At 46.0% G+C, this 19955-nt stretch carries 18 protein-coding genes; 12 read left to right on the forward strand and 6 right to left on the reverse strand.

Annotation, left to right across the window (positions count from 1 at the left end; translation table 11 throughout):
• Nucleotides 1–17: 17 nt before the first annotated feature.
• The gene (locus tag ABD014_RS16775) at nucleotides 18–581 is read right to left on the reverse strand and encodes a helix-turn-helix domain-containing protein (RefSeq protein ID WP_343862995.1); all 564 of its coding nucleotides are present in this window, start codon (nucleotides 579–581) and stop codon (nucleotides 18–20) included.
• A 221-nt stretch (nucleotides 582–802) separates the two neighbouring features.
• On the opposite strand from ABD014_RS16775, the gene ABD014_RS16780 reads away from it, so the two are divergent.
• From ABD014_RS16780 to ABD014_RS16805, 6 genes are all read left to right on the forward strand, one after another.
• On the forward strand, nucleotides 803–2005 hold the full coding sequence (locus ABD014_RS16780) for a CynX/NimT family MFS transporter (protein ID WP_343863213.1): 1203 nt from the start codon (nucleotides 803–805) through the stop codon (nucleotides 2003–2005).
• An 839-nt stretch (nucleotides 2006–2844) separates the two neighbouring features.
• Nucleotides 2845–3561, forward strand: coding sequence for a response regulator transcription factor (locus tag ABD014_RS16785; RefSeq protein ID WP_343862996.1), 717 nt, complete (start codon nucleotides 2845–2847; stop codon nucleotides 3559–3561).
• Between the two features lies 1 nt (nucleotide 3562).
• A complete protein-coding gene (locus ABD014_RS16790; protein WP_343862997.1) occupies nucleotides 3563–4504 on the forward strand; it encodes a sensor histidine kinase in 942 nt (313 codons plus the stop codon).
• Nucleotides 4505–4590: 86 nt separating this feature from the next.
• Nucleotides 4591–5514, forward strand: coding sequence for an ABC transporter ATP-binding protein (locus ABD014_RS16795; RefSeq protein ID WP_343862998.1), 924 nt, complete (start codon nucleotides 4591–4593; stop codon nucleotides 5512–5514).
• Nucleotides 5498–6217 carry an ABC transporter permease gene (locus ABD014_RS16800; RefSeq protein ID WP_343862999.1) on the forward strand — a complete coding sequence of 240 codons (720 nt, stop codon included), beginning with the start codon at nucleotides 5498–5500 and terminating at the stop codon, nucleotides 6215–6217. Before ABD014_RS16795 ends, ABD014_RS16800 begins: the two co-directional genes overlap by 17 nt.
• Before the next feature lie 23 nt (nucleotides 6218–6240).
• Nucleotides 6241–6414, forward strand: a complete 174-nt coding sequence (locus ABD014_RS16805) for a hypothetical protein (protein ID WP_343863000.1) — start codon at nucleotides 6241–6243, stop codon at nucleotides 6412–6414.
• A gap of 75 nt (nucleotides 6415–6489) precedes the next feature.
• Here ABD014_RS16805 and ABD014_RS16810 read toward each other — a convergent pair whose 3' ends face one another.
• From ABD014_RS16810 to ABD014_RS16820, 3 genes are read right to left on the reverse strand one after another with little or no spacing between them, the layout of a single operon-like run.
• Nucleotides 6490–7497 (reverse strand): alpha/beta hydrolase family protein, encoded by a 1008-nt coding sequence (locus ABD014_RS16810; RefSeq protein WP_343863001.1) that lies wholly within the window; start codon nucleotides 7495–7497, stop codon nucleotides 6490–6492.
• A 24-nt stretch (nucleotides 7498–7521) separates the two neighbouring features.
• Complete coding sequence (locus tag ABD014_RS16815; protein WP_343863002.1) at nucleotides 7522–8154, reverse strand: GNAT family N-acetyltransferase; 633 nt, start codon at nucleotides 8152–8154, stop codon at nucleotides 7522–7524.
• Nucleotides 8139–8942, reverse strand: a complete 804-nt coding sequence (locus tag ABD014_RS16820) for a MerR family transcriptional regulator (RefSeq protein ID WP_343863003.1) — start codon at nucleotides 8940–8942, stop codon at nucleotides 8139–8141. The genes ABD014_RS16815 and ABD014_RS16820 overlap by 16 nt, the downstream gene beginning before the upstream one ends.
• Before the next feature lie 249 nt (nucleotides 8943–9191).
• On the opposite strand from ABD014_RS16820, the gene ABD014_RS16825 reads away from it, so the two are divergent.
• The gene (locus tag ABD014_RS16825) at nucleotides 9192–10664 is read left to right on the forward strand and encodes a protein adenylyltransferase SelO (protein WP_343863004.1); all 1473 of its coding nucleotides are present in this window, start codon (nucleotides 9192–9194) and stop codon (nucleotides 10662–10664) included.
• 82 nt (nucleotides 10665–10746) lie between these two features.
• On the opposite strand, the gene ABD014_RS16830 is transcribed toward ABD014_RS16825, so the two are convergent.
• A complete protein-coding gene (locus tag ABD014_RS16830) occupies nucleotides 10747–11634 on the reverse strand; it encodes a LysR family transcriptional regulator (RefSeq protein ID WP_343863005.1) in 888 nt (295 codons plus the stop codon).
• Nucleotides 11635–11753: 119 nt separating this feature from the next.
• Here ABD014_RS16830 and ABD014_RS16835 point away from each other — a divergent pair, with 119 nt between their 5' ends.
• From ABD014_RS16835 to ABD014_RS16855, 5 genes are all read left to right on the forward strand, one after another.
• Nucleotides 11754–12431 carry an O-methyltransferase gene (locus ABD014_RS16835; protein WP_343863215.1) on the forward strand — a complete coding sequence of 226 codons (678 nt, stop codon included), beginning with the start codon at nucleotides 11754–11756 and terminating at the stop codon, nucleotides 12429–12431.
• Nucleotides 12432–12511: 80 nt separating this feature from the next.
• Nucleotides 12512–13570: an ATP synthase beta subunit C-terminal domain-containing protein gene (locus tag ABD014_RS16840; RefSeq protein WP_343863006.1), complete on the forward strand. Its 1059-nt coding sequence runs from the start codon at nucleotides 12512–12514 to the stop codon at nucleotides 13568–13570.
• A gap of 253 nt (nucleotides 13571–13823) precedes the next feature.
• Nucleotides 13824–14753: an SMI1/KNR4 family protein gene (locus ABD014_RS16845; protein ID WP_343863217.1), complete on the forward strand. Its 930-nt coding sequence runs from the start codon at nucleotides 13824–13826 to the stop codon at nucleotides 14751–14753.
• 342 nt (nucleotides 14754–15095) lie between these two features.
• The gene (locus ABD014_RS16850) at nucleotides 15096–15686 is read left to right on the forward strand and encodes an RNA polymerase sigma factor (protein WP_343863007.1); all 591 of its coding nucleotides are present in this window, start codon (nucleotides 15096–15098) and stop codon (nucleotides 15684–15686) included.
• A 61-nt stretch (nucleotides 15687–15747) separates the two neighbouring features.
• Entirely contained in the window at nucleotides 15748–16584 is an 837-nt protein-coding gene (locus tag ABD014_RS16855; RefSeq protein WP_343863008.1) for a hypothetical protein, read from the forward strand.
• 130 nt (nucleotides 16585–16714) lie between these two features.
• Here ABD014_RS16855 and ABD014_RS16860 read toward each other — a convergent pair whose 3' ends face one another.
• Entirely contained in the window at nucleotides 16715–19843 is a 3129-nt protein-coding gene (locus ABD014_RS16860) for a hybrid sensor histidine kinase/response regulator (protein ID WP_343863009.1), read from the reverse strand.
• Nucleotides 19844–19955: the final 112 nt, after the last annotated feature.

Below are 19955 nucleotides of genomic sequence, written 5' to 3' on the forward strand. Positions count from 1 at the left end.
TTACGCTATCAATGGATTTAGACCCCATATTTTAGAATAATATGGAGAACCACAACATCATCGGAATGATTCGTGTAGGAATGTGTTTTGTCGGCACGAAAACTTATTGAATCATATTGGTTCAAGTGATAGGGCTCATCATTCACCGTGATTGTAATTCCTCCCGACATCACAGTGACAATCTCGGTTGTATTGAAATGATGTTGTTCCGGGTAGTAGGTGCTGTTGGGCTGCAAATAAGCCCGGCACATCTCAATCTCATCACTGGCATTTTGGAACATCGGTTCCACGACCCAAGTCTTGTCATCCCCGGCGATTCTTAATCCTTCCCCAGCCCGCGACAGGCTCACACTGCTTCCGGTTGAGAACAACGCCATGAGAGGAATGGACAAGCTTTTTGAAATTTTCCATAGCATACCTAGCGTTGGATTCGTCTCTCCTCGTTCAATATTTCCGAGCGTCAGCTTGCTAACGCCTGACAGTTCTGCTAAATCACCAAGACTCATATTCCGCTCTTTGCGAAGCTTTTTTAAGACGGCTCCAACCTGTAATACCACTTGTTTTGGATCATCGGCTTCCATGGCATTTTACCCTCTCTTCTTATGACAATAACATCAAGGATTAGTATATCATAGCTTTAATTTAAGACAATAAAGTAAGTTATACTATACTTTTTAGCTAGACAGATTTCAATTTTATATATTATAATGTGCTAATAAATATATTTTATATATTATAATTTACTTTATGTAACATAGATTGGAGAGGATACACCATGAGTACGTCAAATCAAAATAGCCGTATGCAGCATATTCAATCGGAACCCAGGACTGCCGCATGGGCAGTCATTATTGGAATTTTGTTTATAGCTGCCAATTTGCGAGCTCCCTTAACTTCGGTTGGTCCGTTAATAGGACTTATTCGTGATCATATGCATATTTCAAACACCTTGGCCGGAATGATTACTACATTGCCTTTGCTCGCCTTTGCGATTTTTTCGCCTTTCGTACCTCGTTTGGGGCGTAAGCTAGGGATTGAACTAATGATACTGGTTTCTGTTGTTTTTCTGACGATTGGTATTATGTTGCGTTCATTGTCGGGAATGATTCCCCTTTATCTCGGTACCGCCATTCTGGGTTTGTCTATTGCCGTTTGCAACGTATTGCTGCCTAGCCTGATTAAGCGGGAGTTCCCTCAACGAATGGGTCTGATGACGGGTCTGTATTCCATTTCTATGAACTTGTTCGGGGCCGCTGCTTCCGGAATTAGTGTTCCGCTGGCAACCGGATTGGGGTTAGGCTGGGAGGGAGCGCTAGGGGTGTGGGGCATTCTAAGCTTCATCTCTATTTTGGGCTGGCTACCTCACCTGAAACGCAGCACTGCAGGAGCGGTCGATACGCAAAGCCAGGTGTCAGGGAAGCATGTGAATTTATGGCGTTCTGCGCTGGCATGGCAAGTGACAATGTTCATGGGACTACAATCGATGGTATTCTATGTCATCATTGCCTGGTTACCTGAGATATTGAAGCAGCAAGGTATATCTGCAGATCAATCCGGCCTGCTACTCTCCGTGATGCAGCTTGCGCTGCTTCCATTTACATTCATCGTTCCGGTCATCGCCGGGCGTATGCGCAATCAGCGCTTGTTAGTTACGTTTACGTTCGGGCTGCTCCTGTCCGGAACACTTGGACTGCTATATGGCAGCTCCGGCTTGATTGTTTTATGGATAATCATACTTGGCATCGGGGGCGGCTTCGCTTTTGGACTGGCGATGATGTTCTTCGGCTTACGAACGGAGAATGCCCATCAAGCAGCAGAACTGTCCGGGATGGCTCAATCTGTCGGGTATTTGCTTGCCGCAATCGGTCCGACAATGTTCGGTTATTTGCATGATATTACCGGAGGTTGGACGCTCCCATTATGGATACTGGTCGGCGCATCCGTTCTGCTCTTTATTTTCGGTCTTGGTGCGGGTAGAGATCGTTATGTAATCATCGATAAATAGACGAGCCTAGGAACGCTAATATAACTTTGAACAAAGTGCCTTACTTCTTAAAAAGACCTCGGTAGGTTTTTTGAGACGGGACTTATCTGACAAAAAAGCCCCTTCTGCTTGATTAAGCAGAAGGGGCACAGGTGATTGCCGTATCATTCCTTCCCCCAATGATCTGTCCATGCCTCTAAAAAATCCATTGCCTTTAATCGAAGGGGCCAGGTTTGTTCCATGATATCCAACATGGTTCGGCTTCTTGGGCGATGAGGGAACTGAGCAGCATGCCAAGCTTCCCGAGGTAAACGATAGAAGGAAGAGATCAATTTTCGTTCGGCGTGGTCCATATTTCTCCCATTTATCCACTCGTTTACGTAGAAGGGCCTTCCTTGGTCTAAAGTCTATAGCCTTCCGGAATGGCTTGTGAGCCATTTAGGCATATAACTGAAGCCACTATTCATCAAGAGATGTATATAGCCTGCGGTTTTTTTCATTTGGTCCATTGTTCCTGAACGGAGCAACAAACTCCGAAAAAAGGGCTTTACAGCATAGGTTCCGCTTTTCGTCTGCACTCGGACGACGGCATTCTTTCGGTAAAAGGAACTGGGTCTGAGCTCAACGGGACCAGGCCGAAGCGGCGGACAATTCTAATTATTCGGCTTTTTGGATAGGAATTCGCCATGGCGTAACCTCGCTTCTTTCGTGAGAAATGTGGAGAGTAGAGCTATAAGCCAGGTTATTCAATGAGGGGGAATAATGTATAGCCTAATGTCTAAGAGCCATTTTCGCTTCACAAAGTCTATGCATTCCGTCTACCCCGGGCTATAATTTTCTGTATTGGAGGGGAGAACGATATGCCGTATAACATATTGTTGATTGAGGACGATATTGAAATCATTAAAATGCTGCGAAATTACTTGACCAAAGAAGGGTACGACGTCTCGGCGGCGTTGAATGGACTGGACGGAATCACTCTGTTTCGGCAAAGCGCTTTCGATATCGTTGTAGTCGATATTATGATGCCGAAGCTGGATGGTATCGAGGTGATTAAGCTGATCCGGGAAAATAGCTCGGTACCGATCCTTATTATGTCAGCGAAGGACAGCGACGTCGATAAGGCGATCGGGCTCGGATTCGGTGCCGATGATTACATAGCGAAGCCATTTTCTCTTATTGAAATTTCTGCCCGGATCAAAGCGTCAATTCGCCGGGCTACGACATACTCCAATCCCAGATTGGCTGCTGCAAATCAGGCGTCTTCCGCGTCTAAAATGCTGATTTTCAGTGAGCTTCACATTGACCTGGACAATTATTCGGCTTCGAAGCATGGCATTGATCTGAAGCTGACGGCCAAAGAGTTCGAAATCCTGAAGCTGTTCGCTACGAACCCGAATCGTGTGTTCACGAAGGCCCAACTGTACGGATTTATATGGAACGACGAATATTACGGCGACGAGAATGTAATTAACGTCCATATTCGCCGCTTGCGCGAGAAGATCGAAGACCAGCCGTCCGAGCCCCGTTATATCAAGACGCTGTGGGGCATCGGTTACAAGTGGGAAGGACAATGACATGGTGATCGCGTTAGCATTGCTCGTCGTCATTTTGATGGTAGTAGTTGCGATCCAGTATCGAGCTTATCGAGCGAGAAGCGCCAATCTGGTGCAGATCCACAACCGGCTGCAAGAAATTATCGCAGGCAGAACAAGCGAGAAGCTGCTCATTTTTACAGACGACCGCGCATTGATCCCTGTCTTGGTTGAAATCAATCATTTGCTGGAGCACAACCAGCAGACGGCAGCGGAGTTCCTGAAGATGGAGCAGTCGATGCGGAAAATGATCTCGAACATTTCGCATGATTTGAAAACACCGCTTACCGTCGTGCTTGGTTATATTGAGACGATCAATCTGGACCCGAACATGGATGTAGAGGAAAGAAAAGTTCTGCTGTCGAAAGTTCATGCCAAGGCAAACGAGGTGCTGGATCTGATCCGCCAGTTTTTCGATTTGGCGAGACTTGAATCGGGGGATAAGCTGATCCCGCTCTCCCGGATTCACATGAACGATATTTGCGGGAAAAACATGCTGAACTTCTACGATACGCTGACGGTCAAAGGCTTCGAAGTCGCCATTGAAATCCCGGATAAGCCGCTGCTAGCGTGGGGGAACGAGGAAGCGCTGGACCGTGTCCTAAATAATCTAATTTCCAATGCGATTGGGCACGGAGGGGAGGGAATGGCCGTCGGATTAACATTGCGGGGCGACGATGAGTTTGTGTACGTGGATATATGGGATCGGGGCAAAGGGATTGACGAGCTGCATCAGGATCGGGTGTTCGAACGGATGTATACGCTGGAGGACTCACGCAACAAATCTTATCAGGGCAGCGGTCTCGGGCTGACGATTACGAAAAGACTGGTCGAAGCACAGGAAGGGACGATCCGTATCCATAGCGAGCCTTACGAAAAAACGGCGTTTACCGTTAGACTGAAACGAATTTCTTATGCAACTTAAGAAACATGTAAGAATCGGGTAAGAAAAAAGCCAAATTCGATACTTACAATAAGGCTTGTAAAGAACGAAGGAGGCATGGAACGACGATGACGCATATCGTAAGAACCAAGCAACTGACCCGGGCCTACAAGGGTAAGGAAGTTGTATCGAACGTCAATCTGAACATCAAACAAGGTGAAATATATGGCATGCTTGGTCCGAACGGAGCAGGAAAAACAACGGTTATGAAGATGATCACCAACCTGGTGAAGCCGACGGCAGGCGAGATCGAAATTTTTGGCGAGCGGCTAACCGATACGTCGTACCGGCAGTTGGGGAGGATGGGCACAATTATCGAAACTCCGGTTTTTTATGACAAGCTGACGGCCCGGGACAATTTGGAGCTGCATTGCGAATATATGGGCTACCATAACAAAAAGTCAATCGATGAGGCGCTTGAACTGGTGAATTTGAAAGGGATCGATAATAAATCAGTTAAGGACTTCTCACTAGGCATGAAGCAGCGGCTTGGTATCGCGAGGGCGATCGTCACGAAACCAGAATTGCTCATACTAGATGAGCCGATTAACGGCCTCGACCCTCTAGGAATTAAGGAGCTTCGCGATCTGTTTAAAATGCTAAGCAAGCAATACGGGATCACGATGCTTATTTCCAGCCACATTCTTGGGGAAATTGAGTTGATTGCCGATACGGTTGCTGTTATGAATAATGGCAAGCTGCTTCAGGAGGTTTCGATGGAGCATATCGCCAAGCAAACTACGGAATACATCGAAATTACTACGGGCGAAAGCAACAAAGCGGCCTATGTGCTTGAAAACTACTTGCAAATATCCAATGTTCGCGTTACTGATCAAGGTCAAGTCCGCATTTATGACTGCAGCATTCCGCAAAGCGAAATAATGAAGACTCTGGTGATGCATGATGTGGCAATCGAATCGGTCCATAAGAAGAAAGGGTCGCTCGAGGATTACTTCCTATCTATTCTGAATGGGGGTGGCATCGTTGCTTAAGCTTATGAAGCTAGAGATGCGTAAATTTCGTATAGGGTCTTATATTCGGGCGGCCATGATCGCCAACATTATAATAATAGGTTTTATCTGCTTAGTCAGTCTTGTTGAAGATGGGATGCTTGATGAGGTGCCTAATGGGATGCCTTTTGTGGACTATGATATGGCGTTCTATGTCATCGATACGCTTGTTCGTGCGACATACATTGTATTCGCGTCGGTTCTTATTTCGCGGATTGTCATTGACGAGTTCCGTAACAAATCGATCACGGTGTTATTCATGTACCCAATCAATCGTAAAAAGCTTATAGCGGCTAAGCTGCTTGTTGTAATGCTATTTACGTTCGTCGCAGTTATTGTAGGCAATCTAATTGTTGGTATAGGCTTCTATATATTAAATCTGTACGCATCTATTATTCCAGAGCCGATCACATGGTCTCTTGCAGCCAAAGAGTTATTGAAGGTCACCATGGGCGCGCTAGCGACAAGCTTCTTAAGCCTGATTCCACTGTACTTCGGTATGCGCAAGCATTCTGGTCCGGCTACTATCGTATCGTCGCTCATTGTCGTCGCAATCATCTGCCAGAACGTCGACGGATTCACTTTATATTCCATCATTGCGGTTCCGATTGGTATGGCGCTTCTTGGCGCAGCCATCGCATACATGTCGATTCGAAACATTGAGCATGTTGATGTGCTGAAATAGAGGAGATGAGAGGAGAGATCGGGATGGTAAATCAAGTATTGAAATGGATATTGCTACTTTGTGCTGTTTCATTTGCTTTGAATGTACTGCTATATTGGGGAACCGGGAAGCCTGTTGTGCTCATTAATCTGTATGGGAGTGCTGGGATAGGACTGCTGGTTGCGATTACGTTATTGTTCAGGAGGAAGCAGCGGTAAGCAGAGCAGGACAGATAGATGACTCTGGTTGTATGACGGCCTGACTCGGCTATTTAGAAATTACCGCAGCTATGCTTATTTAGGAAGCCCTCTTAAAAATTGCTCAATTTGATCCATATATCCTTTTACGGTAATCTGTCTTGGAGCAAACAGGCTGATGAGCACGGCCCGGAGCTCCGAATCGGCGGTTTTTGTGCTTAGCATGGAATGCTCGGTGTCAGGGAATACGGCGACGGTTAGCAGTTCCGGGTTAACGATGCTGCGATAGACCGTCTCGGTTTCCTTCCAATCGACGTGGATATCCTCTTCGCCAAGAAGCAGGAGGACTGGTGATTTGAAATTGCGGAGATCCTCTGTTGCGTCCGAGAGGAAGTTCTTACTGACAAACGTCCAGTGTTCTTCTGTTATTAAACGTTCTTTACGGGCAATCTTCAGATATTGCTCATAAGGAGCATGATTTTCTAGAAGCTGGTTTACTCGTTTATTATAAGCTTCTTCGTCTTGTATTTCTGCTTCGGAGTAGCCAAGCTTTTGCAAATGCTTTTGTGTATAATATTTCCCTTGGCTTAACCAGTTGATAGCGGGGGATAACATAAGACTGAATGCCAGAGGCTCCTTGCCTGCGAGTTTAGGGATGACCCATCCCGCCTGGCTTGCTCCCCATACCCCGATCTGATTCTCATCAATCATTGGTTGTTGTTTAGCCCATGCAATGGCCTGCCTAGCTTCCTCTACACGGTCATCCATGCTCTGATCGAGCCAGTTGCCTTCGGATCCGTTAATGCCTCTTTTGTTAAGAGATAAGGAGGCGTAGCCAAGCGAGGCTAACCGCTCCCACAGCGGCTTATAGCCGTCATCATGAGAAGCATTAATCGCTCCGTCACCGTGGATGAATAAGACCAGCCCAAGCTTTCCTTCGTAGCTCTTGGGAAGTACAAATGTTCCTGTCAAATTTCCTTCCGGAGTTGGGATCTCAATAGACTTTTCTACCATGTTGAAGCTGTTTTGCTTCAAGATAATAAGTCCTACACCAACTAGTAAACCTATGATGACAAGCAGGGGAATTACAATTTTCTTCTTCATTACTACTCTGAGACTCTCCTTCCTTCACTGATCAAATTTCATCTGCATATAATCCCATTTTGGTTCCTTGAAGAACAACTGCCGTATTATACTAGTCCCCTGAAAGTGGGTTCTAAAGGATAGCTGCTCGTACAGATGCTTGGCTCTTGGATTTTTCCCGGCGACGTACAAGCTTAGAATATAGAGATTTGGTTCGGTCTGTACAAAATGCTGTACCCGCTGTAATAGCAGTTTTCCAACCCCTTGGCCGCGATAATCCGGATGGACAGCGATGTCCGTGACATAGCATTCTCCAACTTGTGGTCTATGGTCTAATAAATATAATCCGGTTAATAATTTTATCAGGCTCCATTTGCTAACCTTATTAAAGCTTTTCCATGATAGGGCTCTTTGTTTTTGCTCTTGCTTCACAGTGTGATCCGGCTTGCGTTTGAAGCCAAGAGTTCCAATAACTTCCCCCTCTTGCAGGGCGACCAGTCTTTGACTTGCCGGTTCAGAAGGGAAATGCTCCAATAAGTGTTCGAAAAGAAGTGCCAGCTCGTCATCTCCCATATTCATGAGCGTCCGGAATTTATCACCGAATCCATAGACTAGCAATCGGCTGACCTGTGCATTGTATTTAGCCTGCATAGGTTCGATCGCTATAAGGGTTGCCATGTCGGCTGGCTCCTTTCTGGATACGGCTCAATTAAGGCTTGCAGTTCATAGTGCAGACCGTTTGGAGTAAATAGGGATAAGTAAGACTTTTCAATAATAATGACAGGTCCTGCAATAACATAGGACTGTGCAGCAGCATAGACGAAAAATTGCTCGACCACTTGCTCCAGCTCATCATCTTCTTGAATCTGCCTCTGCGCAGATAGATAGTTGCCTCCCGGCAAGGTGAGCACGCCCGGCCCTTGCGTTTGCGTCTCGGTGTATAGGGTGAGGATATTCGCCTCATTCTCTATATAATAGATATCCGATTCGAACAAATTAGGTAGGTGTAAAGCTTGTTCAGCGAGCGATCTGGCTGTAAGCTTCGTCTGTGCATCTATCTGGAGCCAATGAGATAAATAAGCGGTATCCCGCGATTTTATCCGGTACTGGCCAGACGACAGTTTAAATTCCTGCTGCTCCTGCAGAACCTTGGTTATGAACTGCTGAAGCCCTTGAAGGCGCAGCAGCTCCGTATTTATTTCCTGTAATGATTGATGAAGAAGCTGTGTGTGCTGATCGGCAGAATAAGAAGTCATGCATTCCTTAATAGACTGGATAGGCACTCCTAAATTACGGAGCAGTAGAATATGAGCCAGTTGGTAGACCTGATCCATACTGTACATACGATATTGATTGTGGTCCGTGTACGCAGGTGTCAGGACATCCTTCTCTTCGAAATAACGAAGTTGATGGACAGACACATTCATAAGCCGGGCTAACTCGCTAATTGTAATTTCATTATTCATAAGCATTACTCCTATGGAAGGGATGGAATATCTCAACCATACACCTTAGGTCAGACCTAAGGTCAAGAGGTTTCTCCATATAGGCGCTGAATCGAGTCGGAAAGAGTTATGGCGCATCATACGGACAGGTTCTCTCTGCCCCGCTGAAAACGGTATAATATATCCAAAGGAGCGAACATTAAGTTAATAGTTAGAGATGATTAAACTCGCTGATGAGCAGTAAATAAAACATTAGGCAAAGGAGAGACCATGACGAAGAATAAGCAAACAGGATGGAATTTCGATAACAGCTATGTCGGATTGCCGGCATCATTCTATACCCGGATTGATCCAACCCCGGTACGGTCACCGAAGCTGATTGTACTCAATCATCCGTTAGCGTCCTCTCTGGGGCTGGACGCCACGGCGATGGAAAGCGATGAAGGCATAGCGGTACTTGCCGGGAATCGGGTTCCTGAGGGAGCTCTACCTATTGCTCAAGCCTATGCAGGGCATCAATTTGGATACTTCACTATGCTGGGAGATGGCCGGGCCATCCTGTTAGGTGAACAGATCTCACCACAAGGGGAGAGGTTGGACATCCAGCTCAAGGGTCCAGGCAGAACGCCTTACTCCCGAGGCGGGGATGGCCGCGCTGCGCTTGGCCCGATGCTGCGTGAATATATCATTAGCGAAGCTATGCATGCGCTGGGTATCCCGACTACTCGTAGTCTGGCCGTAGTGACAACGGGACAGCCAGTCACTCGAGAGAAGGAATTTCCTGGCGCTATTCTCACACGCATCGCCGCTAGTCATATTCGTGTCGGAACATTTCAGTATGCAGCCAACTACGGCACGGTTCAGGATTTGAGGGAGCTTGCCGATTATACGATTGAACGCCATTATCCCTACATAACGGCGAATGCACCGGATGATAAGGAGCGCTACCTCATGTTGCTTGAGGAGGTTATTAAGCGGCAAGCTGCACTGATTGCCAAATGGCAGCTCGTCGGCTTCATTCACGGCGTAATGAACACGGATAATATGACAATTAGCGGGGAGACAATCGATTACGGCCCGTGTGCATTTATGGACACGTATGATCCTGAAACAGTATTCAGCTCCATTGATTCACAAGGTCGTTATGCTTATGGTAATCAACCTTATATTGGTGGTTGGAATCTGGCGCGATTCGCGGAGACACTGCTGCCGCTTCTGCATGATGACCAGAAGCTGGCGATTGAATTGGCTCAGGATAGAATGTCCCTCTACATGGACTTATATCATGCAGACTGGCTTCAAGGAATGAGATCAAAGCTGGGATTGGCAGACGAGGAAGAGGATGACGAACTATTGGTTAACCGGCTGCTTGAACTTATGAAGGAGTATGGTGAAGATTACACGAATACATTCCGAGCACTAACATTGAATGAACTTGAGTGTGCGGAAATGTTCAGATCCCCCGAATTTACGGAATGGCATCGACTCTGGAAGGAGAGACTAGGCCGGCAACAGGATTCGGGAGATTCTTCAAACCAGCTGATGAAGAGCAGTAATCCTGCCATTATTCCTCGCAATCACCGGGTCGAGGCGGCCTTGGAAGCTGCTGAACAGGGGGATTTGAGCGTCATGGAACGTCTATTGGCTGTTCTGTCCAACCCTTATGCCTACTCGGATGAGCAGGTGGAATATAGCACTTTGCCTGAGACAACCAAGCCGTACCGCACCTACTGCGGCACCTAATTCTACTGACATGGCCGCTGCTCTTGGTGAATCATGATTTGAACATGGTAACCAACAAGAGCAGTGGCTTTTTGTTGTTTTATTAGGGAGCCTGCCGAATGACCTCTATAAAATTCACCGCCGCAGCCGATAAAGGCTCATGCTTGCGCGTGCAAATAGCGATTGTATTCTTCAGTTGGATCTCCTCGATATATACCCGTGATAATTCTCCACGTTGCACATAATCTCTTACGACCAGAGATGATACGAAATTCGCGCCATATCCGGCGATGACCGCTGTAATTGCCTCATGCAATCCGTTGAACTGCAAAGAGATCGTAGGAACGGGAACGTTATATGTACGGCATAGTGATAACAATCTCTCCCGGGTTGAGCTTCCCTCCTCACGCATGACAAAGGGTTCCTTGATTATTTCGGACAGCGTCACTTGCTGATTCGCGTAGCGGTGATTCGGTGCGACGACAAACCATAGCTCATCCTGGAACAGCTCCTCCTTCTGGATCGTGTCCGGATATTCCTCGTCTATTCCGCCATAAATAGCGATATCCGCCTCAACATTTAGCAACTGCTTCAGGGCATCGCTGGAATTGGTCGTCGTAATCATGATCTCTACTTGTTCATATTGCTGCTTGAACTTGGCGAGCCAGGCGGGGATCAGGAAGTGGGCGGGCAAATAGGTTGCGGCAATCCGGATGCTTCCATTCGTACCGTTGCGGTATTGCTCAGCGAATTGTTCAATTTGCTGTTCTACGGCAAAGAGCCTTCCAGCAAGCAGCGCAATCTCCTCACCGGCATCGGTCAGTGTGATTCCTCTTCCTTGGGGCTTCAGCAAGGTAATCTTAAATTCCTTCTCAAACTTCTTGATTTGCGATGTAATGGAGGGCTGACTTATATTCAGTAATTTCGAAGCTTGGGTTACGCTTCCGGTTGATGCGACCGTATGAAATAAACGCAGGGCATGTAGATTCATCAGACGCTCCTTTCTGACTCATATATTCATTATATAGGTTATAGATAAACATATATTATATTTATGATTATAGTTTGCGTACAATGAGGTGAGAAGTTAAATCTTTGAAATGGAGAGTGATGAACGTGCATCAAGCGAAGGTATGGGAGGAAGTTGACCAATATATTACGGAGCATTTAATTCCCCATGACCCAATTCTGGAGAGAACACTGGCCGCGAATCGATTGGCTCAGCTGCCTTTGTATGACGTTACTCCAGCTCAAGGCAAGCTATTGAATCTATTAGTACAAATAAAAGGTGCAAAACGGATTCTGGAGATCGGTACACTTGGAGCATACAGTACAATCTGGATAGCTAGGGCGTTGCCGTCCGATGGGCACATCGTGACTCTGGAGCTCAACCCTTTCCATGCTCAGGTAGCAGAATCTAATCTATCTCTTGCTCAGCTAAGTCATATGGTTGAACTGCGGGTAGGCGATGCTTCGGAGCAGTTAGCTCAAATGGCTGACGAGGGCGTAGATACGTTTGATTTCATATTTATTGATGCAGACAAACCTAACAATCCGAAATATTTAGAATGGGCACTTCATTTTTCTCATCCAGGTACAGTTATTATTGGAGATAATGTCATTCGGGATGGCGAGATCATTAATGAACACAGCCCGGATGATCGCGTACAAGGAGTTAGACGGTTCTATGAGCTGTTGGCAGAAGAGCCGCGGATAACAGCTACAGCGATTCAGACGGTCGGCAGCAAAGGTTACGACGGATTCGTCATGGGGATTGTGTGCAGTTAACATGATTAGAGTTTTTTCAAAAAAATCATTGCGTTTTAGAGTAATAATAATTACTATGTAAAGTAAGGAGGTGCTAAAATATGGATGAAGAGTTGCAGCTAAACGTTCCGCTATTGCGTCGTCGTGTTCCTAATCTTACTACTGCGGCACGGGAAGCTGGACTGAGAGCGGCGACTGTTTCTAACCTATGTACGGGGAAGATACCAGTCGGCCGGGCTGAAGTGAGGACCTTGGTGGCACTTGCTAATTTGGCAGGATGTAGTCTTGATGAACTCATTATTAGAGGGAGTGGAGTACGGATGATTGAGACGGGGATTAAAGCTCTGGATTTACTGGCTCCAGCAGTGCGCGGCGGTACGATCGGCTTTGTGGCTAGACCTAATATGGGACAGTTGGTGTTGTTAGCGGAATTTATGCTGAGGATGAAAAAGCGTGGGTTTGCAACGATCTTCTGGGATCCGAATTCGGATGTTCCTGGTATCCAGCACGTTCAAGCACAATCTGAATTTACACATTCCACAATAGATGAAGTTTATAGTCGTATCGCAGATCTCCGTGATGAGAAAGATGTCTTGCTTGGGGTTGATCGAAGTAAGGTTCTATCCGGTGAATTGCTATCTTTACGAGAAAGACTAAAAGAAGCTGGTGCTAGGCCGATCACTATTGCTCTCGTAGATATTAAATGTGAGGTTGCTGACGAAGAAGCTGCATATGGTCCGCTGGACACACTTTGGAGATTTGATTCAGACTTAATTAGCCGCAACATTTATCCGGCAATTGATCCAATCGTATCTACATCGACAGTCCTTGAAGGGGCATATCTTGATGCCGTTCATTTAGCTACGCAGCAGCGCGCAAGGAAATTACTTCGTCGTTATAGAGAGCTAAAAGCGCTTATAACCATACAAGGTTTTGACAAAATATCTGAATTAGATTCACAGCTTTATAAGCGGGGGGAGAGGCTTGAAGCTTATCTGGGTCAGCCTTTCTATGTTTCGGAACCGTATACTAAGAAAACAGGCGAGTGGCTGACGCTTTATGAAACAATAGAAGATGTTAAGCGAATTCTGGATGGTGAGACGGATGCGGTTGAACCTTCAGAGCTTTTCTTCAGAGGACGTTTGGAAGTTTCTTATTAAAAGCAGGAGATATAATTTAATTTACCTTAGGGAATTGTTCGAGCCGATCACATTGATCGGCTCATTTGTATTTTTAAATGGGGTGCACATCTGGTATTAAAGACAAGCGGCGGTTTGGGATTTGAGCTCCGTTAAACGTGGTTTGGGTAAATTTATGAATGACTTCAGAATGTCATTCCGAATTTCGTTTTATTCTATTTGGAATGGTATACTTTCTATAATTAGAGTTATTGCCCTGGGAGGTATATAAATGATGAGAGACGACCTTATAGCTAAGCTGGACGAACTGCATGAAGCAGATGAATTCGAAGAAATCGTAAATACCATTATGGAGATCCCCGCAGAAGATCGAGATTATGAGCTAACCAGTCACTTAGGCCGTGCCATGAATAATCTGGAGCGGTATGAAGAGGCAGTCGAACAGTTTCTGACCATCGCCGAAGAAGGCCAGGATGACCCTTTGTGGCATTACCGCACTGGACTAGCCTATTATTACCTCGAACGGTATGAGGATGCCCGCAAGGAGTTTCAGATGGCTGACAGATTAGATCCAGGAGATGAGGATACCTTGGAGTTCTTGGAGTGGATCGCGAGTAAGACTGCTGAAGAATCCACGCCGGAGTCCCATGAAGAGTTGGAGGCTGAATCGGAGAGCCATAGTTCATATTCCCCACAGAATACAGATATGAACAACTTCTGGGAGGATAGTGAACAGGCGAAGGAGTATGTCTCCAAGCCTGTCACAGACGAGCAGATTAGCTCTGTAGAAGAACAACTGGTCTTCAAGCTGCCCGCATCCTATATCAATATGATGAAGATACATAATGGAGGGATTCCTCACGCTACGCGATACCCGGTAGGGCAGCCAACCTCTCATGGCAAAGACTACATCGTTATTTCGGGTATTTTCGGAATCGGACGGGACAAGCCCAAGTCGCTATGCGGAAAACTGGGCAGCCGGCATATGATTGAGAACTACAACTATCCTGAAATAGGCGTAGTCATTTGCGACTGTCCTTCCGCAGGCGATGCGGTGATGCTGGATTACCGTCCGTCTGGAAATGACGGCGAGCCGGAGGTTGTCTATGTGGACCGTGAGAGCAATAACAAGATCATCAAGCTGGCCGACAACTTTGAAGCCTTTATTCAAGGATTAATGAAAGCGGAGAATACTGAAGAATAACTAAAATTAAGAAGACCGGATGGAGAAACGAATCTGACTGCAGATCCTCCATCCGGTATTTTTTTGTCTATTGTAGTACCTAGACCTTTGTTCGGCAGTCATATTCATTCAAGCTTGGATGTGTAATGGAAATTCATTTTTTTCTGGAGGCTGTCACATTAGGGTTGGGCTCGTGCGTAGTACAGAATAGAAGGGGTTCAAACAGGCGCCTAAAGAACTTGATCCTTCTGATGTTATGCAGAGCAATAATGTAGTTTTTCCACCTAGCGCATCAGAAGACCTATTGATTTGAAAAATGACTATGGTATTAAGGATCAAAACATCCAGGAAAGGAGTGGGGAAATGGATGAGATTGACCTACATCAGATTATCCCGGATATCCTCAAAGGGGATGCTTCTCAGTTTGAAAAGATCATGCGCAGATACCAGAAACAGATCTTTTTGTACTGTTACCATATGTTGGGTCATACAGAAGCGGAGGATGGTACACAGGAGGTATTTATTAAGGCGTTCCGGCACTTAAGCAAGTATAAGCTGGAGAAGCCTTTTGAAGCCTGGTTGTACACAATAGCCTATAACACCTGCATTGATATTATTCGCAAGCGAAGGCTTGCTAAATATCTTCCATTCCTCTATCGAAGTGATGAACATAACCAACATGTAGATCAAGCCATTGAGGATAACTACTACAACGAGCATGTTCTGCGAACGATGTCCAAACTGACGCCTGAGGAACGGAGCCTGCTGATCCTGCGTTGTGTAGAGGATAAGAGCTATAAGGAGATTGGTGAAATTCTGCAGCAGAACAGCAGCAGTCTCCGTAAGAAATTTGAACGAACGGCCGCCAAATTCAGAAAGTATCATGCTCATACTACAGGGGGGATATCGGATGGAGCACGACAATCATCAAGACCTCAAAACCATATTTTATAATGTCAAAATACCTGAGGCAGATGTAACGAGATCTGTAATGAACAAATTGGAGGAAGATCAAATGAACAAACGCGTTAAATTTATTGCTAAATATAAGGTGAGTACTCTTGTTGCTTTAGGGACGCTGTTGATAGCTTCATCAGCCTTTGCGGCTACGCATCTGAACACATTGAGTAACAGCAAAGGGGATGTTGTCTATGAACAGAAGAAATTTGAGGATTCAGTCATTCCGGGCAATACGAAGGAAAAGCAGATACGCAGCTTGAAGGCATACGGTTTAGGACAAGATTTGTTACAGCCAGACCAAGCAGCGGCAATTTATATGGCAGGAGATAACTCTGAAGGAGAGCTTCATATCGTCAGAGGATCAGGATTTGGATTTTCAGATGCTGCTTCACTTCGCAATGAGCTGAAGGGGTCTGGTGCACATATTTTCGATAAGCTCCAAGATAAGTATGATTTTGTCGGCAGTTCCTTGAGATATAGCCCTAATGAGCTTACTGATCAAGAAAGATCTGTGCTGACAGATCAATTAGCGGAAGAAGCCCGGGATTCTCAACAAGAATATGCGATGGAACTGCTGGATGTATCCAAAGAGGCTTGGAGCATGATTGCTACTTATAAGGGTGAAGGGCAGACCATTCTTGTTCAGCCCATAAGAACGAACGAAAAGGTAACTGTACATCTTGCCGAGGAGTCACCCGCAGAGACAATTATGGTAGACGGTAGTGAGATGTTGTATTCCACATACGAAAGTGGTAGCCAGGGCATACGTTTTATTTACAATATTCCTAATAGCGATTTTCACATTAATTATTATATTGAAGCTACAAAGGGAGTTGCCAAGGATGATTTGCTTACGATTGCCAAAGCTTATTTACAGAAATCATCGGATTAACTCTGACTCACAACATATCATATTGAGAAGACCCCAAGCGTTATAGGGGAAATGAAAAAGCACAGAGCAAGCATGTTGGCTATTAGCTATGCTCTGTGCTGTTCATATATAAGACTTCTATATAACTGCTCTAGCGATTTCGATGATTCGGGATGACAAAGGATACAGTCGTTCCTTCACCGGGCTTGCTGCTAATGGACAATCCCTTACCGTACAATTGGATCAGCCGCCGGTTTGTATTGGCGATCCCAATCCCGCTCCTTCCCTGCAGGGCAGAGTCCAGTAATTGACTAATCATTTCCTGATCCATACCCTTGCCGTTATCGTCCACTTCGATAAGTGTACTCATCTCTTGCTGTACAATACGAATTCGTACAGTACCGCCTTGTAGACGGCTCAGCAGGCCGTGTCTGACAGCATTCTCAACCAGTGGTTGTACGGACAACGGAGGAAGCCGCAGTTGAATGTTCTGCTCGACCTCCCACACAATAGACAACCTGTCCCCGAATCGTTCCTTCTCAATATATAAGTAGGCTTCAACCAGTTGCAGTTCGTGGGATAACGGGACGAGCTCTCCGGTATTAAGGAAGTCGAAGCTGATACGTAGGAAAGAGGCGAACGCATCTCCCAGTCTTAGCATCTTCTCAGAATCTACCTCGCTTAGCGCCATGATGGAATTCAGCGTATTGAACAGAAAATGCGGGTGAATCTGTGCCTGCAGATAGGCTGCTTCCATACGGAGGCGTTCTTTGATTGACCTTTTCAAGGTGGTCAGTGCCTCGACCCGGTATCTCAGTTCCATGGCGTCCACAGGTTTGGTCATATAATCATTGGCGCCCGAGAGGAAGCCTGTATAGATATCAGCTGGCTGGCTGCGCGCGGTCAGCAGTAGAACGGGAAGTTCGGATAAGGAATAATTGGCTCTTATCCGCTGTGTCAGTTCATACCCGGACATATGCGGCATCATAACGTCAGCGATCACCAAATCCCATTGTCTGGTACCAAGCAATTCCAGGGCTTCTTGGGCGGAGTGAGTCTTCGTAATGCAGTATGGTTCTATAGAGAGAATGCCGATAAGCACATTCAGGTTGAGTGGATCATCATCAACAGCAAGGATATGCACGGTTTCACCTTCCAGGAGAGCAGGGCTCATCCCGGTTGCTGTCCATTCTCCGGCCGAGGTGTCTGGAATAACCAACTCGGCATAATCTTCCTTAATCCGGTTGGTCATGTCCAAGTGGTAGGGTGAGTTGTGCGATATCAGGATATCCGATGAGTCGGCCAACGGCACGTCGAAGCTGAATACAGAGCCTTTACCGACCTTCGATTGAACACTCAATGTTCCTCCGTGCAGCTCAATGAGCTGTTGGCATATACTTAATCCGAGTCCAATCCCTCTTCCATCACTTATTCCGTGTGCGCCCTGCTCGTAAGGAAGGAATATACGGCTCTGTGTCTCTTGATCCATGCCGACCCCTGTATCGGATACATGAATATGGACACGGTCATCCTTAACTGCCGCGGATATAGAGATGCTGCCTTCCTCCGTGTATTTGATCGCGTTATGCAATAAGTTATACAAGATTTGTACGAGCCTTTTCTCATCCGCTATAATAGCTGGCAATGATTCCGCAATGTTCATGTCGAGGCGGACAGGCCTGTCATCTACCATATACCGAAGCATTTCAAAAATTCCAGGAACAATGGCTTGAATTTTCAGCGGCTCCTTCTGCAGAATGATACGGTGCTCATGAAGGCGGGCGACATCCAGCAGATCGTCAAGCATATGTGACATACGGCGGCTGATCGTGATAAGCAGGTTCATATTTTTTAGACTCGTAGGGTCAAGCTTCTGCTGTTCCTTAGTCAGGATGGTATGAGCGATATTCATAATCCCATGCAGCGGTGTTCTTAGTTCATGCGAAGTGTTGGCAAGAAATTGATCCTTAAGCTTGTCTTCCTTTCTCAACTTCTCGTTGAGCTTGGCATTCTCGGCGGATTGGAGGAAGAACTCTCTGAACCAGTACGCTGCGAAACCGATAATCGCCGCAATCATGTCCAAGGGGTAGTAGACTAGAGACGTATCATTATAGGAGTTCCATATGGCCCATAGGATGTTCGATATGATACCTGTCGCCGATAGTAGCAGAAATACGCGACCGTTGTTGTTCTTTCCCTTCAGAATCATTGTGGTTATTACGTAAATGAACCAGAGGAAGGGGAAGAGATACAATATTCCAAATACCCCTAGTTCGACGGATCCGTTAATGAATACAGCTGGTGCAACCAGTATGAATGCCGTATATATACCAAGCAATCGGGTACAGATCTTTAACCAGACAATGTTCAGTTTAATAGGAGTAAGCCCTCTGAATACAAGCAGAATAAGCAGGGGTTGCCACAACTGAGCCAGCAGTCTCACCTTAAGTGCCCATGTATAGTTAATTGGAAGCCAAATTAAGAGTATATTGTCATAGCCCGCTATTGTCGCTGTGGCTGCTGCCATCGTTAATAAGCAGACTAGGGCCAGAGTTCTCTCTCTAGGGTTGAACAGATAAAATATAAATGCATATAGTCCATGGAGCAGCAGCGTAATAAATGTAACCATCTGGAATCCAATCGAGTACCAGCGTGTAAAATCGATTGCGGCCTGGGAGCCGAAGCGAATCGATTGTATGATACCTCCATTGTAGGGATCATCATAATTAGCTACTTGAATGATTAGTTCGATTTCCGTTGCCCCTAGCCTTGAATAGGAAGCGGTATAGGAAGTATTTCTGGGTTTGTATTGCTGTTTGTCAGCAGCAGGTTTGCCGAAGGAATTCTCGGCTATCCCATTTATTTGTACAGCGGAGGAAGCCTGAATGCCCCGTAGCCAGAATGCGACGGGCTGCTCCAATGGATCAAACAAAATTCGAAGTCGATACGTTCCGGAACCAAAGGATAGATTCGATCCTTCTGATATGGGCTGTTCCCAGTTGCCTGGAACATGGATATAGCTTGCCGTATGTTTACTCGCCTGCATATCCTGCTGAGATAACAATTGCCCAGGATAGAATTCCCATAGCCCATTCAGAGCAAAGGTGGAGGTGTTGTCAAACTCTCTGCCGCGCAGATCAATCACACCGTTGACGGCGATAAGGCGTTCCGCAGGAGGAAAGATCACCTCGGACCAAATCCACCGGAGGCTAAGCAGAATACTGATAAACAATGTAATAATAGTTATATATTTTAGGACTGAAGTATTTTTTATTCGCATAACCATAGAAATTCGGCATAAAGGGGCCTATTCCTTTAGCAAAACGTTATGATCAGCAATATATGATGCAATATCAGTTAATATATATGAGCGGTTGTACGGATTACGGGGG

Origin of the sequence: Paenibacillus motobuensis (genome assembly GCF_039521865.1) — a bacterium.
Taxonomy (GTDB): Bacteria; Bacillota; Bacilli; order Paenibacillales; family Paenibacillaceae; genus Fontibacillus; species Fontibacillus motobuensis.